This is a genomic window from Streptomyces hilarionis (assembly GCF_024539675.1).
GTDB lineage: Bacteria > Actinomycetota > Actinomycetes > Streptomycetales > Streptomycetaceae > Streptomyces > Streptomyces hilarionis.
In genome coordinates this window covers 46,922-61,821 of the sequence record NZ_JAHHIT010000002.1, presented here as the reverse complement: position 1 = coordinate 61,821, position 14,900 = coordinate 46,922, and the positions used below count along the sequence as shown (strand labels likewise).

At 72.2% G+C, this 14,900-nt stretch carries 10 protein-coding genes; 3 read left to right on the top strand and 7 right to left on the bottom strand.

Annotated features, from left to right (window positions below; genetic code table 11):
• The first annotated feature begins 60 nt into the window (after positions 1 to 60).
• The gene (locus KMS84_RS00685) at positions 61 to 1,263 is read left to right on the top strand and encodes a PucR family transcriptional regulator (protein ID WP_256914010.1); all 1,203 of its coding nucleotides are present in this window, start codon (positions 61 to 63) and stop codon (positions 1,261 to 1,263) included.
• A 65-nt stretch (positions 1,264 to 1,328) separates the two neighbouring features.
• On the opposite strand, the gene KMS84_RS00680 is transcribed toward KMS84_RS00685, so the two are convergent.
• The gene (locus KMS84_RS00680; RefSeq protein WP_256914009.1) at positions 1,329 to 1,919 is read right to left on the bottom strand and encodes a TetR/AcrR family transcriptional regulator; all 591 of its coding nucleotides are present in this window, start codon (positions 1,917 to 1,919) and stop codon (positions 1,329 to 1,331) included.
• Positions 1,920 to 2,016: 97 nt separating this feature from the next.
• Between KMS84_RS00680 and KMS84_RS00675 the strand changes: the two genes are divergently transcribed.
• The gene (locus KMS84_RS00675) at positions 2,017 to 3,537 is read left to right on the top strand and encodes an MFS transporter (protein ID WP_256914008.1); all 1,521 of its coding nucleotides are present in this window, start codon (positions 2,017 to 2,019) and stop codon (positions 3,535 to 3,537) included.
• Between the two features lie 167 nt (positions 3,538 to 3,704).
• Here the strand turns inward: KMS84_RS00675 and serA are convergent, their stop codons facing one another.
• The 6 genes from serA to KMS84_RS00645 form a co-directional block, all read right to left on the bottom strand.
• On the bottom strand, positions 3,705 to 5,294 hold the full coding sequence (gene serA / locus KMS84_RS00670) for a phosphoglycerate dehydrogenase (RefSeq protein ID WP_256914007.1): 1,590 nt from the start codon (positions 5,292 to 5,294) through the stop codon (positions 3,705 to 3,707).
• Positions 5,295 to 5,527: 233 nt separating this feature from the next.
• Positions 5,528 to 6,526: a ketol-acid reductoisomerase gene (ilvC, locus tag KMS84_RS00665; RefSeq protein ID WP_190152578.1), complete on the bottom strand. Its 999-nt coding sequence runs from the start codon at positions 6,524 to 6,526 to the stop codon at positions 5,528 to 5,530.
• A 120-nt stretch (positions 6,527 to 6,646) separates the two neighbouring features.
• Positions 6,647 to 7,171, bottom strand: a complete 525-nt coding sequence (gene ilvN, locus KMS84_RS00660; RefSeq protein WP_069770471.1) for an acetolactate synthase small subunit — start codon at positions 7,169 to 7,171, stop codon at positions 6,647 to 6,649.
• Positions 7,172 to 7,193: 22 nt separating this feature from the next.
• Positions 7,194 to 9,044 carry an acetolactate synthase large subunit gene (locus KMS84_RS00655; RefSeq protein ID WP_256914006.1) on the bottom strand — a complete coding sequence of 617 codons (1,851 nt, stop codon included), beginning with the start codon at positions 9,042 to 9,044 and terminating at the stop codon, positions 7,194 to 7,196.
• 258 nt (positions 9,045 to 9,302) lie between these two features.
• Positions 9,303 to 12,401, bottom strand: a complete 3,099-nt coding sequence (locus KMS84_RS00650; protein ID WP_256914005.1) for a putative bifunctional diguanylate cyclase/phosphodiesterase — start codon at positions 12,399 to 12,401, stop codon at positions 9,303 to 9,305.
• Positions 12,402 to 12,821: 420 nt separating this feature from the next.
• The gene (locus KMS84_RS00645) at positions 12,822 to 13,799 is read right to left on the bottom strand and encodes a 2-hydroxyacid dehydrogenase (protein WP_256914004.1); all 978 of its coding nucleotides are present in this window, start codon (positions 13,797 to 13,799) and stop codon (positions 12,822 to 12,824) included.
• 75 nt (positions 13,800 to 13,874) lie between these two features.
• On the opposite strand from KMS84_RS00645, the gene KMS84_RS00640 reads away from it, so the two are divergent.
• Positions 13,875 to 14,870, top strand: coding sequence for an aldo/keto reductase (locus tag KMS84_RS00640; protein ID WP_256914003.1), 996 nt, complete (start codon positions 13,875 to 13,877; stop codon positions 14,868 to 14,870).
• The last annotated feature ends 30 nt before the right edge of the window (positions 14,871 to 14,900 follow it).

The window sequence follows — 14,900 nt, the reverse complement described above, 5'->3', positions numbered from 1 at the left end:
CGACAGCTGTCACGCATCCGTGCCGCAGATCTCAGACAGATGTCTGAAGGGAGGGCGGTAATGGGAGAGAATGCCCCTGTGACGGCCGATGCTGCATCTTCCTCCCACGCGGGCGACTACCAGGAGCTCGTCGACGAGATCTCGGAGCTGCTCGGCGCCCCCGCGACCCTGGAGAACCGCGACTTCGAGCTGATCGCGTTCGGCGCCTACGACAGCGACGACGAGCTGGACGCGTCCGCGCTCGACCCGGTGCGCACCCGCTCGATCCTGACCCGGCGCTCGACGACGGCCGTGCGCACCTGGTTCGAGGGGTTCGGCATCACCCGCGCCACCGGCCCGGTCCGCATCCCGCCCACCCCCGAGGCGGGGGTCCACCGGGGGCGCGTCTGCCTCCCCGTCCGGCACCGCGGCGTGGCCCTCGGTTACGTCTGGCTGCTGGACGGCGACCCCGGCCCCACCGACGCCCAGCTGGCGGCCGCCATGGAGGTGACGGCGCGGATCGGCGCCCTGCTCGCGGACGAGGCCCAGCACGGCGCGGACCTCACCCGGGAGCTGCGGGCGGTGCTCGCCGCCGGCCGGGGCTGGCCCCGGGACATGGCGGTGGCGGAGCTGCGCACCGCGCTCGGCGCCCGCGCGGAGGCGCCGCACACGGTGGTGTGCGTGGCCCCGTGGCCGTCCGCCGACCCGGACGACGCCCCGTCGCTGCGCACCCTGCCGGGGGCGACGGCACTGTGCACGGCGCCGTGGGCGACGACCGGCCAGTGCCTGGCGGTGCTGGTGCGGCTGCGGTCCGCGGACACCCTCACTCCGGCCACGTCCGCGGCGACGCGGCTGCTGGAGCGGGCGGCGGGGGCGGCGGCGGGGGTCGCCGCCGGGCGGGTCGGGCTGGCCGGTCTCGGGGCCGCGTGGGAGGAGGCCGCGGCGTCGGCGCGGGCGGCGCTGGCGGAGCCGCGCCTCGGTCCGGTCGCGCACTGGGCGGCCGTCGGGCCCTACCGTCTGCTGACCTCACTGCCGCCCGAAGCGGCCCAGGACCCCTGCGTGCGGCCCTTGCTGGCGCCCGCGCAGCAGGAACTGGCCCGCACCGCCGAGGTGTACCTCGACTGCGCGGGCCAGGCCGGCCGCACGGCCTCGGAGCTGGGCATCCACCGGCAGACCCTGTACTACCGGCTGTCGCGGGTGGAGCAGCTGACGGGCCTGGACCTGGACGACGGCGAGGACCGGCTGCTGCTGCACATGACGCTGAAGGCGGCCCGGCTGCCCTGAGCGCGGGCCCGGAGCCCGCGCCCCGAGGCACGCTCGCGCTCCGGGTGCCCGCCCGGCGGGGCGGGTCAGTCGCGCGCAGCGCCCGCGATCACCCGCCGCAGCCCCTCGGTGAGCTGCGCCGCGTCGGTCGCCGACGGGGGGTCGAAGAGCCACTGGACCATGAGCCCGTTCAGGAGGGTCTGGTAGAAGCGGCCCTCCGAGTCGACGGTCTCCTTGTCCAGCTCGTCCTCGGGGACGCCGGTGAACATGGGCACGATCCCCGCGCGGCCCTGCTCCTGCGCCACGGCGAGCAGCGAGCGCACTTCCTGCAACCGGTCGGCGTACAGGATGACCTCGAGGCTCAGCATCCACACCGCGCGGGCCTCGGGCATCGACCGGATGATGTTCGCCCAGACCTCCTCGAAGCGTTCCAGCGACCGCGGGGCCGACGAGCTGTCGCCGCCCGCGCCCCAGCCGGGGTCGAAGGTGTCGCCGAGGCCCTCGATCAGCGCGACGTACGCCTGCACGAGCAGGGCGTCCTTCGATCCGTAGTGGTAGCCGATCGACGCGAGGTTGGTCCCCGACTCCTTGACGATGTCGCGCGCCGTCGTGCGCACGAACCCCTTCTCCAGCAGGCAGCGCTTGGCGCCTTCGAGCAGATCCTCACGGTGTCCCATGCCCGACACCCTACTCCGGATCCATACAGACGTCCCATACGGATGACTTATACATTCGTTCTAGACAACCGTTTAATACACTCGTACAGTCATCGGCATGACGAACCCGACGAGCACCGCCACACCCCCGGCCGCCCGCGCCGGCCGCCGCGAATGGACCGCCCTCGGCGTGCTGATGCTGCCGCTGCTGCTGGTCTCCATGGACGTCTCCGTCCTCTACTTCGCCATCCCCGCGATCAACGCGGACCTGCACCCGAGCGGCACCCAGCAGCTGTGGATCTTCGACGTCTACGCGTTCGTCCTGGCCGGACTGCTGATGACGATGGGCTCGCTCGGCGACCGCGTCGGCCGCCGCAGGCTGCTGCTGATCGGCGCGGCCGCCTTCGGCGCCGCCTCGCTGATCGCGGCCTACGCCGACAGCGCCGGCACCCTGATCGCCGCCCGTGCGGTCCTCGGCATCGGCGGCGCGACCCTGATGCCCTCGACGATGGCGCTGATCCGCACGATGTTCGCCGACCCCGGCCAGCGCGCGAAGGCGATCGGCCTGTGGTCCGGCGTGATGACGGGCGGCATCGCGCTCGGCTCGGTGATGAGCGGCGTCCTGGTCCAGTACTTCTGGTGGGGCTCGGTCTTCCTGGTCAACCTGCCCGCGATGGCCCTGCTGCTCGTCCTCGGCCCGGTCCTGCTGCCCGAGTCGCGCGACCCCGCCCCCGGCCGCTTCGACTGGCTGAGCGTCCCGCTGTCGATGGCCGGCGTGCTCCCCGTGATCTACGGCCTCAAGGAGATCGCCGCCGAGGGATGGCACACCGAGTACGTCTCCTGCGTGCTCGTGGGCCTGCTCTTCGCCGCCCTCTTCGTCCACCGCCAGCGCACGGCAGCCGCCCCGATGATCTCCCCCGCCCTGTTCCGCCGGCCCGGCTTCGCCCCCGCGGTCGTGCTGAACCTCGTCTCCTCGTTCGGGATGCTGGGCTCGGCGTTCTTCACCACGCAGTACCTTCAGTCGGTCCTCGGCCGCAGTGCGCTGGAGGCGGCGCTGTGGGCGCTGCTGCCGTCGGTCCCGATCGGCATGGCGGCCCCCCTGGCCACCTCCCTGGTCCACAAGGGCGTCGACCGGGCCCACGTGGTGACCGCGGGCTTCGTGATCGGCGCGGGCGGCTACGGTCTCCTCGCCCTCGCGGACACCGACTCCCTGTGGCTCGTCCTGACCGCCTGCGGGGTCCTCGCCTCGGGGATCGTCATGGTCCTGTCCCAGATGACGGACCTGGCGATGAGCACGGCCCCGGTCGAGCGGGCGGGCTCGGCGTCCTCCCTGCTGGAGACGGGCGCGGAGTTCGGCGGCGCGCTGGGGATGGCGGTCCTGGGCTCCATCGGCACCGCGCTCTACCGCCACGCCATGCCGTCCTCGGCCCCCGCGGAGGCCCGCGAGACCCTCGGCGGGGCTCTGGCGACCGCCGCTCACCTGCCCGGGAGCACGGGAGACGCCCTGGCCGCCGCGGCCCGCGAGGCCTTCACCGAGGGGATGCGGGGGGCGGCGATCGCCGGAGCGGTGGTCCTCCTGGGAGCCGCGGTGGCGGCGACGGCGACGCTGCGACGAAGCCGCGTCGGCGACGCCGGGTGACAGCACGGACGAAAAACGCCGGACGGGCTGAGGTTCTCAGCCCGTCCGGCGTGCGTCTTCGAACCGGGTCGGGTCACTCCGGCCCGTCCGGCGTTTCGAGGACGAGGCCCCTTCACGGGCCGAAGCGGGGGCCCGGGGGCGGGGGCCCCCGGACCGTGCGGTGAACCTCAGACGAGGTTCACGGCACGCGCGGACGTCGCGCCGATCTCCTCCGCGACCTCCGTCAGCACCGCGGGCGGCACCGTGTCGTCGACGGTCAGCACGGCCAGCGCCTCGCCGCCGGCGACCGCGCGGGCGACCTGCATGCCGGCGATGTTGATCCCGGCCTCGCCGAACACCCGGCCCACCGTGCCGACGACGCCCGGCCGGTCCTCGTACCGCAGGACGACCATGTGGTCGGCGAGCGCGAGGTCCACGTCGTAGTCGCCGACCGCGACGATCTTCTGGAGGTGCTTGGGGCCGGCCAGCGTGCCGGAGACCGACACCTCCTCGCCGTCCGAGAGCGTCCCGCGCACGGTGACGACGTTGCGGTGGTCGGCCGACTCCGAGCTGGTCGTCAGCCGCACCTCGACCCCGCGCTCCTGCGCGAACAGCGGCGCGTTGACGTAGGACACCGTCTCGTCGACGACGTCCTCGAAGACGCCCTTGAGGGCGCTGAGCTCCAGGACCTTCACGTCGTGCTGGGTGATCTCGCCGTACACCTCGACGTCGAGGCGGACCGCGACCTCGCCGGCGAGCGCGGTGAAGATCCGGCCGAGGCGCTCGGCGAGCGGCAGACCGGGCTTGACGTCCTCGGCGATGACGCCGCCCTGGACGTTCACCGCGTCGGGGACGAGCTCACCGGCGAGCGCCAGGCGCACCGACCGCGCGACCGCGATGCCGGCCTTCTCCTGCGCCTCGTCGGTGGACGCGCCGAGGTGCGGGGTGGCCACGACCTGGTCGAACTCGAACAGCGGGGAGTCGGTGCAGGGCTCCTTCGCGTACACGTCGAGACCGGCGCCGGCGACGCGGCCCTCCTTGAGCGCCGAGTACAGCGCCTCCTCGTCGACGATCCCGCCGCGCGCGGCGTTGACGATGCGCACGCTCGGCTTGACCTTGCGCAGCGCCTCGTCGCCGATCAGACCGACCGTCTCGGGGGTCTTGGGCAGGTGGACGGTGATGAAGTCGGAGACCTCGAGCAGCTCGTCCAGCGAGAGGACCTTCACGCCCATCTGGGCGGCGCGCGCGGGCTGCACGTAGGGGTCGTAGGCGACGACCTTCATGCCGAAGCCGGACATGCGCTGCGCGACGAGCGCGCCGATGCGGCCGAGGCCGACGACGCCGAGGGTCTTCTCGGCGAGCTCCACGCCCGTGTACTTGCTGCGCTTCCACTCGCCGTTCTTCAGCGCGGCGTTGGCCTGCGGGATGTGGCGGGCGGTGGCGAGCAGCAGACCGCAGGCCAGCTCGGCGGCGGTCACGATGTTCGAGGTGGGGGCGTTGACGACCATCACGCCGGCCTTGGTGGCGGCGGAGACGTCGACGTTGTCCAGGCCGACGCCGGCTCGTGCGACGACCTTCAGCTTGTGCGCGGCGGCGATCGCCTCGGCGTCGACCTTGGTGGCCGAGCGGATCAGGATGGCGTCGACGTCGGCGATGGCCGGGAGCAGTTCGGCTCGGTCCGCTCCGTTGCAGTGCCGGATCTCGAAGTCCGGGCCGAGTGCGTCCACGGTCGCGGGCGACAGCTCTTCAGCGATGAGTACGACAGGTTTCGAGCTCACGTGAGTCCTCACAAGTCCAGTGCGTGCGGACGGCCGTCCCGACGGCCGCAGGCGGAGGGAGGGGCTAGCCGCGTGGAAGACGCACGACGCTGTGGGCCTGAACGCGAATGTATGCAGCAGTGTAGTGCTGCGGCGGAGGTCGCCTCATGCCTCCGCGGAAGGATCACCCGTCCGTGGTCGGACGGAATGGACAAGGGGGCCGGAGCAGCGCGCTCCGGCCCCTGTCCCCGAGGCTACGCCTCTTCGTTCACCCAGCTCATCAGCTTGCGCAGCTGCTTGCCGGTGGTCTCCAGCAGGTGCTCGGAGTCCGCGTCCTTGTACTCGTTGTACTTCTTCAGACCGCCGTGGTACTCGTCCATCCAGTTCTGGGCGAAGGTGCCGTCCTGGATCTCGGCGAGGACCTGCTTCATCTCGGCCTTGGTGGCGTCGGTGATGATGCGCGGGCCGGTGACGTAGTCGCCCCACTCGGCGGTCTCGGAGACGCTCCAGCGCATCTTCTCCAGGCCGCCCTCGTACATGAGGTCCACGATCAGCTTCAGCTCGTGCAGGCACTCGAAGTAGGCGATCTCCGGCTGGTAGCCGGCCTCGACCAGGGTCTCGAAGCCCGCCTTGACCAGCGCCGAGGTGCCGCCGCACAGCACGGCCTGCTCGCCGAACAGGTCGGTCTCGGTCTCCTCGGTGAAGGTCGTCTTGATGACGCCGGCGCGGGTGCCGCCGATGCCCTTGGCGTACGACAGCGCCAGCGCGAAGGCGTTGCCGGTCGCGTCCTGCTCGACGGCGGCGATCGCGGGGACGCCGCGGCCCTCCTCGTACTGACGGCGGACCAGGTGGCCCGGGCCCTTCGGGGCGACCAGGGCGACGTCGACGCCGGCCGGGGCCTTGATGAAGCCGAAGCGCACGTTGAAGCCGTGGGCGAAGAACAGCGCGTCGCCGTCCTTCAGGTTCGGGGCGATGGACTCCTCGTAGACCTGGGCCTGGATCGGGTCCGGGATGAGGATCATGATGACGTCGGCCTCGGCGGCGGCCTCGGCCGGGGTCACCACGCGCAGGCCCTGCTCCTCGGCCTTGGCCTTGGACTTGGAGCCCTCGTGCAGACCGACCCGGACGTCGACACCGGAGTCGCGCAGCGACAGGGCGTGGGCGTGGCCCTGGCTGCCGTACCCGATGACCGCGACCTTGCGGCCCTGGATGATGGACAGGTCGGCGTCGGCGTCGTAGAACAGCTCGGCCACTTTGGGTTCTCTCCTTGGGGTGCAGGTGTTGCGTCCCACCGTATGACGGCGGGCGGAAGGGAAGTCTCGGGGTCTCGGCATACGGGCGGCCGGATGACGTCGGCCGCCCGCTGCGTGTCCTTAAGCCGACCGGTCGAGTGAGCGCAGGGACCGGTCCGTGATCGAACGGGCGCCACGGCCGATCGCGATCGTGCCGGACTGGACCAGTTCCTTGATGCCGTACGGCTCGAGCATCTTGAGCATGGCGGACAGCTTGTCGCTGCTGCCGGTGGCCTCGATGGTCACGGCCTCCGGGGAGACGTCGACGGTCTTGGCGCGGAACAGCTGGACGATCTCCACGATCTGGGAGCGCGTCTCGTTGTCGGAGCGCACCTTCACCAGAACGAGTTCGCGCTGAACGGCCTGTCCCGGCTCCAGCTCGACGATCTTGAGCACCTCGACGAGCTTGTTGAGCTGCTTGGTGACCTGTTCCAGCGGCAGGGCCTCCACGCTCACCACGATCGTGATGCGGGAGATGTCGGCGTGCTCGGTGACGCCGACGGCGAGCGAGTCGATGTTGAAGCCGCGGCGCGAGAACAGGGCGGCGATCCGGGCCAGGATGCCCGGCTTGTTCTCCACCAGGACGGAGAGCGTGTGCTTGGACATGTCTTCTTTACGTCTCTCTCGCTCAGTCGTCTTCGTTGTCGCCGAAGTCGGGGCGGACGTCCCGGGCGGCCATGATCTCGTCGTTGGAGGTGCCGGCGGCCACCATCGGCCACACCATCGCGTCCTCGTGGACGATGAAGTCGACGACGACCGGGCGGTCGTTGATCGAGTTCGCCTCCTCGATGACCTTGTCGAGGTCGTCAGGGGACTCGCAGCGGATCGCGTGGCAGCCCATGGCCTCGGACAGCTTCACGAAGTCCGGGACGCGCGTGCCCCGGGCGTCGGGGTTCACGTCGTGGGGACCGGAGTGCAGCACCGTGTTGGAGTAGCGCTGGTTGTAGAACAGGGTCTGCCACTGGCGGACCATCCCGAGGGCGCCGTTGTTGATGATGGCGACCTTGATCGGGATGTTGTTCAGGGCGCAGGTGGTGAGCTCCTGGTTGGTCATCTGGAAGCAGCCGTCGCCGTCGATCGCCCAGACCGCCTGGTCGGGCGCGCCGGCCTTGGCGCCCATCGCGGCCGGGACCGCGTAGCCCATCGTGCCCGCGCCGCCGGAGTTCAGCCAGGTGGCGGGCTGCTCGTACCGGATGAAGTGCGCCGCCCACATCTGGTGCTGGCCGACGCCTGCGGCGAAGATCGTCCCCTCGGGGGCGAGCTGTCCGATCCGCTCGATGACCTGCTGCGGGGAGAGCGAGCCGTCGGAGGGCTGGTCGTAGCCGAGCGGGTAGGTCTCGCGCCAGCGGCTGAGGTCCTTCCACCAGGCGGTGTAGTCGCCCCGCTGGCCCTCGCTGTGCTCCTTCTGGACGGCCTGCACCAGGTCGGCGATGACCTCGCGCGCGTCGCCCACGATCGGGACGTCGGCGGTGCGGTTCTTGCCGATCTCCGCCGGGTCGATGTCCGCGTGGACGATCTTGGCGAAGGGCGCGAAGCTGTCGAGCTTGCCGGTGACGCGGTCGTCGAAGCGGGCGCCGAGGGCGACGATCAGGTCGGCCTTCTGCAGTCCGGTGACGGCGGCCACGGAGCCGTGCATGCCGGGCATGCCCAGGTGCTGCGGGTGGCTGTCGGGGAACGCGCCCAGCGCCATCAGCGTGGTGGTGACGGGCGCGCCGGTCAGCTCGGCCAGCACCTTCAGCTCGGCGGTGGCGCCGGCCTTGAGCACGCCGCCGCCGACGTACAGGATCGGCCGCTTCGCGGCGGTGATCAGCTTCGCGGCCTCGCGGATCTGCTTGGCGTGCGGCTTGGTCACCGGGCGGTAGCCGGGCAGGTCCATGACGGGCGGCCAGGAGAACGTCGTCTTCGCCTGGAGGGCGTCCTTGGCGATGTCCACCAGGACCGGGCCCGGACGGCCGGTGGAGGCGATGTGGAACGCCTGCGCGATGACCTGCGGGATGTCCTCGGCCCTGGTGACCAGGAAGTTGTGCTTGGTGATCGGCATGGTGATGCCGACGATGTCCGCCTCCTGGAAGGCGTCCGTGCCGATCGCCTTGGAGGCCACCTGCCCGGTGATCGCCACGAGCGGCACCGAGTCCATGTGGGCGTCGGCGATGGGGGTCACCAGGTTGGTGGCGCCGGGCCCGGAGGTCGCCATGCAGACGCCGACGCGGCCGGTGGCCTGGGCGTAGCCGGTGGCGGCGTGACCGGCGCCCTGCTCGTGCCGGACCAGGACGTGCCGGACGCGGGTGGAGTCCATCAGCGGGTCGTAGGCGGGAAGGATCGCACCGCCGGGAATGCCGAATACCGTGTCGGCGCCGACCTCCTCGAGAGAACGGATGAGGGACTGCGCACCCGTCACGTGCTCGACGGTCGCGGAGTGTCCTCCGGATCGGGGCCGCGGCTGCGGATGGGCCCCGGTGGCCTGCTCGGTCATCGGCATTCTCTTCTCGATGCTGAGGGTTTTACTGAGGGTCGTGCGGGTGGTGCGGGTCGTGCCGGTCCTGCTGCGGGCGGAGCCTGCGGGTTTTGTGCAACAAAAAACCCCTCGTGCCGATAGGCAAGCGAGGGGAGCGCGCCGGGTGTGGGTCGCGGTGAGTTCCGGTCCGACCGGACGTCACCAGCTTCAGCCGACGCGCTTTCCAAGTACGAGAATTCGGGTGCGCATGGCATTGACCCTCCCCCTGGCGCGCACCGACTGTCAAGTGGGTGGGACGTGAGTCTCATTATGTGAGCGACGGGCACTTGCGCTCCCCAGCACGGCGGTGACGCCGCCGACGACGCCGCCGGCGTGGACACCACTGGTGTACACCCCCGCGCCGCCGCCCGCGAACGCGGGCTCCCCGGGTCCGTGCGGCACCGGGAAGCGGCCCGTCGCCAGGGCCCGGCGCAGCCGGTACTCGTCCAGCGGCCCGGAGAAGGCCATGCCCTGGCCGTGGGTGCAGCCCATCGCCCGCAGTGCGACGACCTGTTCGGGAAGGTCCACGCCGTCGGCGACCGACTGGAGCCCCAGGTCGCCGGCGATCCGCAGCAGCCCACTGGTGATCTTGTGCAGGCGCGCGGACTCGACGACGCCCTCGACCAGCGAGCGGTCCAGCTTGAGGATGTCCACGGGGAGCCGGCGCAGCGCCGTGAGGGCCGCGTAGCCGCTGCCGAAGCCGTCCAGGGCGATGCGGACCCCGAGGCGCTTCAGGGCCCCCAGACGGCGCTCCAGCTCGTCCAGCGGCACCCTGGGGTCGGTGTCGGAGAGCTCGACCACGAGCGAACCGGACGGCAGCCCGTGCCGGGTCAGCAGCGCCTCCACCGAGCCCAGGGGCATCGAACGGTCCGTCAGCCGCCGGGCGCCCATCCGCACGACCACCGGCAGGGTCAGCCCGCTCGCGGTCCGGTCGGCGGCCTGCTCGACGGCCTCCTCCAGCACCCAGCGGCCCAGCTCGGCCGTCCTGTCGCCGTCCTCCGCGACGCGCAGGAACTCGGCCGGTGTGAAGAGGACGCCCTGGGAGGAGCGCCAGCGGGCCTGCGCGGCCACCGCCGTGATCCGGCCGTCCTCCAGGCGCGCCACGGGCTGGTGCAGCAGCGCGAACTCGCCGTCGTGCAGCGCGGCCCGCAGCCGGGTGGCCAGTTCGGCCTTGCGCACGACGTCCTGCTGCATCTGCGGCTTGTAGAGCTCGACGCGGCCCTTGCCGCCGGCCTTGGCGCGGTACATGGCGAGGTCGGCGTTGCGCAGCAGTTCCCCGGCGCCGAGGCCGGGCTCGGCGAAGGCGACGCCGATGGACGCGGCGACCCGCACCTCGCCGCCGTCGATGAGGTACGGCTGGGAGAGCGTGAGGCGCAGGCGGTCGGCGAGTTCCAGTATGTGCCGTTCACGGGCGGCACGGTCGCGGACGCCGTCGCCGACGATCAGGGCCGCGAACTCGTCGCCGCCGAGCCGGGAGGCGGTGTCCGACGTGCGGACCGCGTCCTGGAGCCGGCGGGCGGCCTGGACCAGGAGCTGGTCGCCGGCCGCGTGGCCGATGGTGTCGTTGACGGCCTTGAACCCGTCGAGGTCGATGAAGAGGACCGCCGTGCCCCGCAGGGCCTGGCCGCGGTCGGAGCTGCGCCGGCCGGACAGGGCCTGCTGGACGCGCCGGGTGAACAGCGCGCGGTTGGGCAGGTCGGTGAGCGGGTCGTGCTCGGCGTTGTGCTGGAGCTGGGCCTGTAGCCGCACGCGCTCGGTGACGTCCCGGCTGTTGAAGATCAGGCCCCCGTGGTGGCGGTTGACGGTGGACTCGACGTTGAGCCAGCCGCCGTCGCCGGAGCGGAACCGGCACTCGATGCGGGTGGTGGGCTCGTCCTGGGGGCTCGCCGCGAGGAAGCGGCGCACCTCGTGCACCACGCAGCCCAGGTCGCCGGGGTGGATCAGGTCGGCGAGCTCGGTGCCCACGAGGTCCTCGGCGGACCGGCCGTAGACGCCGGCGGCGGCCGGGGAGACATAGCGCAGCACCCCGCTGGGCGCGGCGATCATGATGACGTCGCTGGAGCCCTGCACCAGGGAGCGGAAGTGGTTCTCCTTCTGCGCCAGTTCCTGGGTGAGGGTGATGTTGTCGAGCAGCATGATCCCCTGGCGCACCACCAGGGCGAGCACGACCGTGCCGCCGGTCAGCAGCACCACGCGGTCGACGCTGCGTCCGTTGAGGACGTTGTAGAGGATCCCCAGGGTGCAGACGGCGGCGGCGAGATAGGGCGTCAGCGCGGCCAGCGAGCCGGTGATGGGCCGGGTGACCGGGAAGCGGCCGTGATCGCCTCCCTGCGCAGGCGTCGGGGCCTGCGGGTGCAGGGGGGTGCGGGCCTCCTGCGGCGCGGACTGCCGGGCGCGGCCCGGGATGCGCGGCTGGGCCTGGGGGCGCCCGCCGACGCGCTGGCCGGGGAGGTGTTCGAGCACCACGCGCGTGTGCCCCTCCTCCGCGGCCTGTCGGCGGGAGGCGGCCCAGGGCGCGTAGGCCAGGAGCAGCGAGCCGGCGAACCAGCCCGCGTCGAGGAGCTGGCCCGAGCGGTAGTTGTTGTGCAGCAGCGGCGAGGTGAACAGGGCGTCGCACATCACGGTCAGCGCGAGGGCGCCGACGGCCGTGTTCACCGCCGTGCGGTTCACGGAGGTGCGCCGGAAGTGCAGCACCAGCACCATGCTCACCAGCGCGATGTCCAGCAGCGGGTACGCCAGCGAGAGGGCGGCGTGCGCCACGCTGGGGCCGTCGAACTTGGCGGCCTGGGCGAGCGCGAGGCTCCAGGAGAGGGTGAGCAGCGAGCCGGCGATCAGCCAGGCGTCCAGCGCCAGGCAGACCCAGCCGGCCTTCGTCATGGGGCGGGCGGCGAGCACCAGCAGCCCCACGATGGCGGGGGGCGCGAAGCACAGGAAGAACAGGTCGGCGAAGCTGGGGCTGGGCACGGGGCGGCCGAGGACCACCTCGTACCAGCCCCAGACCAGGTTGCCGAGGGCCGCCATGGCCGAGGAGAGCGAGAACAGCATCCAGGCGGGCCGAAAGCGCACACGGCGGCTGCGCGCATAGAGGAGACAGGAGACGGCGGCCGTGCCGGCCGCACCGGTGAGCCCGAAGTCGCCCATGATCAGCGCGAGTCGGTCGGAGCCCCAGCCCAGCGCGGAGCCGACGGCGTACACCGCGCAGACCAGGGCCAGCAGAAGCTGGTGGACCAGGTGCGATCCCGGACCGTGGGCGGACGGCGGTCCGAGGCGAGGCCTCCCGCTCGGGGGCTGCGTCCGCAGCGCTCCGTCGAGCAGGGGCGCGGAGGTCGACGGCGAACTCACCGCGGCCTCCCGGTCCGTGTCGCTCCCGGACCCCGGAGGGTGCGGGGCGGCTGCTGCGTCCGCCTCCCGCGGTCGCACTCCCGAGGGGGAGGGCCGTGGGGCGGACCGTGGTGGGTGCGGTGACCGTGTGCGCCCGCGGCCGGGCGCCAGGGTCGTCGCCGGCGGCTCCGCCGCGTCGGATCGTTCGTCCATAGGCCGTGCATCGCCCGTCGCCCCCCTCACAAGTCTGAAATGCCCATCCCTGACGCCGATCGTGCGCGGCGCAGCCCCTGTCGGGACGATACACCAGGTTCGTCACTCAGGGACATAGTTCCTCTACGCTGCGTGACGATCATCGGCATATGCATCCGGATGAGGTACAGAACGCGTCCGCGGGACTGCGGAGCGTGCCCGGGACGGGGCGGCGGGCCGCCGGCGCCGTCAGGATCCGTCGTCCGCGCCCGTCGTCACGATCACGTTGCGCAGCGGTTCGCGGTTCACGAAGCGGCTCAACTGGTCCGCCAGCAGCCGCTCGGCGCGGGGGCGGAAGGCGGAGGTGGGTCCGCCGACGTGGGGGCTGATGAGGACGCCCGGAGCGGTCCACAACGGGTGGCCCGGGGGCAGGGGTTCGGGGTCGGTGACGTCCAGTGCGGCCGTGATGCGGCCCTTGCGCAGTTCGACGAGCAGCGCCTCGGTGTCGACGACCGCTCCGCGGGCCACGTTGACCAGCAGCGCGCCGTCCTTCATCCGGGCCAGGAAGTCGGCGTCGACGAGACGGCGGGTGCTGTCGTCGAGGGGCGTCGAGACGATCACCACGTCCGACTCGGGGAGCAGGGCGGGCAGTTCGGCGATCGGGTGCACGGGACCGCGCGCCGTCGTGCGCCAGGAGCGCGCGACGCGCGCCACCCGCGCCACCTCGAACGGCACGAGCCGGTCCTCGATGGCGGAGCCGATCGAGCCGTACCCGACGACGAGGACGTTCTTGTCGGCGAGCGCCGGATGGAACGCGCTGCTCCAGCGCCCCTCGTCCTGTGCGCGCACGAATCGGGGGATGCCGCGCAGGGAGGCCAGGGTCAGGGTGAGCGCCAGTTCGGCGGTGCTCGCCTCGTGCACCCCGCGCGCGTTGCACAGCCGCACCCCGGGCACGAGGTCCGCCAGCCGCGCGGTGATGTCGTCGACGCCCGCGGTGAGGGTCTGCACGACCTCGAGGTTGCGCATCTCCCGCAGCGGCCGCACCTTCACGCCCTGTCGCTTCATGTACGGCACCACGTACACGACGCAGCGCGCGGGATCCCCGGGGAACGGCTGGTCGCCGTTCTCGCCGCCGTCCCAGAACAGGTAGTCGAGCCCCTCGGGAAGCCCGTCGATCTCGTCGGGCGGGATGGGCAGCCATACGTCGCGTGCCAGGTCAGCGGTCATGCCAGGAGGCTATGTCAGGGGCGCCTCGCCCCAGCGGTTAGGTTGGGGGGTCCGGCGAGGGAGGGTCACGAGCAGGTGGAGCGCAGGACGATCGGCGCGGGGGCGCTCGAGGTGGGGGCCGTGGGCCTCGGGTGCATGCCGATGAGCTGGGCGTACAGCCGGTCGCGGCAGCGGGGCGACGAGTCGCTCAGGGCGGTGCACCGGGCGTTGGACGCGGGGTCGTCGCTGCTGGACACCGCCGACATGTACGGCCCCTTCACCAACGAGCTGTTGTTGGGGCGGGCGTTGAAGGAACGGCGGGCGGACGCGTTCGTGTCGACGAAGGTGGGGCTGCTCGTCGGCGACCAGCACCTCGTCGCCAACGGCCGTCCCGGGTACGTGAGACGGGCCTGCGACGCGTCCCTGCGGCGGTTGCAGACGGACGTCATCGACCTCTACCAGTTGCACCGCGCGGATCCCGAGGTCCCGGTCGAGGAGACCTGGGGTGCGATGGCGGAGCTCGTACAGGCGGGCAAGGTACGGGCGTTGGGGTGGTGCGCGGTGGGGGCGCGCGGCGGTCGCCGGTCCGGCGGTCTGTACGACGGAACGATTCGGCAGTTGCGGCGCGTCCAACAGGTCTTCCCGGTGGGCGCGGTGGAGGCGGAGCTGTCGGTGTGGTCGCCCGAGGCGCTGGAGACGCTGCTGCCGTGGTGCGAGGCGCGCGGCGTGGGCTTCCTGGCGGCGATGCCGCTCGGCAACGGCTTCCTGACCGGCACCCTGAAGCCCGGCCGGGGCTTCGAACCGGACGACCTGCGGGCCCGGCATCCGCGGTTCACCGCCGAGATGATGGCCTCGAACCAGCCGATCGTGGCGGGTCTGCGGCGGATCGCCGCCCGGCACGGCGAAGGGGTGACCGCCGCGCAGGTGGCGCTGGCCTGGGTGCTGACCCGCGGCCGGCACGTCGTCCCCGTGCCGGGCGCCAAGCGGGAACGCTGGGTGACGGAGAACGCGGCGGCGGCCGGGCTGCGCCTGACACCGCAGGACCTGGCGGAGGTGGCGACACTGCCGACGGCGCTGGGTTCGTGGGACTGAACGGCCCCCCGGGGGTGGTGTCGGCGCGGA

Bases quoted from the DNA above. Each gene is read 5' to 3' on its own strand.
- KMS84_RS00685 (WP_256914010.1), top strand. From the start codon at position 61: ATGGGAGAGAATGCCCCTGTGACGGCCGATGCTGCATCTTCCTCCCAC.
- KMS84_RS00680 (WP_256914009.1), bottom strand. From the start codon at position 1,919: ATGGGACACCGTGAGGATCTGCTCGAAGGCGCCAAGCGCTGCCTGCTG.
- KMS84_RS00675 (WP_256914008.1), top strand. From the start codon at position 2,017: ATGACGAACCCGACGAGCACCGCCACACCCCCGGCCGCCCGCGCCGGC.
- ilvN (WP_069770471.1), bottom strand. From the start codon at position 7,171: ATGTCCAAGCACACGCTCTCCGTCCTGGTGGAGAACAAGCCGGGCATC.
- KMS84_RS00655 (WP_256914006.1), bottom strand. From the start codon at position 9,044: ATGCCGATGACCGAGCAGGCCACCGGGGCCCATCCGCAGCCGCGGCCC.
- KMS84_RS00645 (WP_256914004.1), bottom strand. From the start codon at position 13,799: ATGACCGCTGACCTGGCACGCGACGTATGGCTGCCCATCCCGCCCGAC.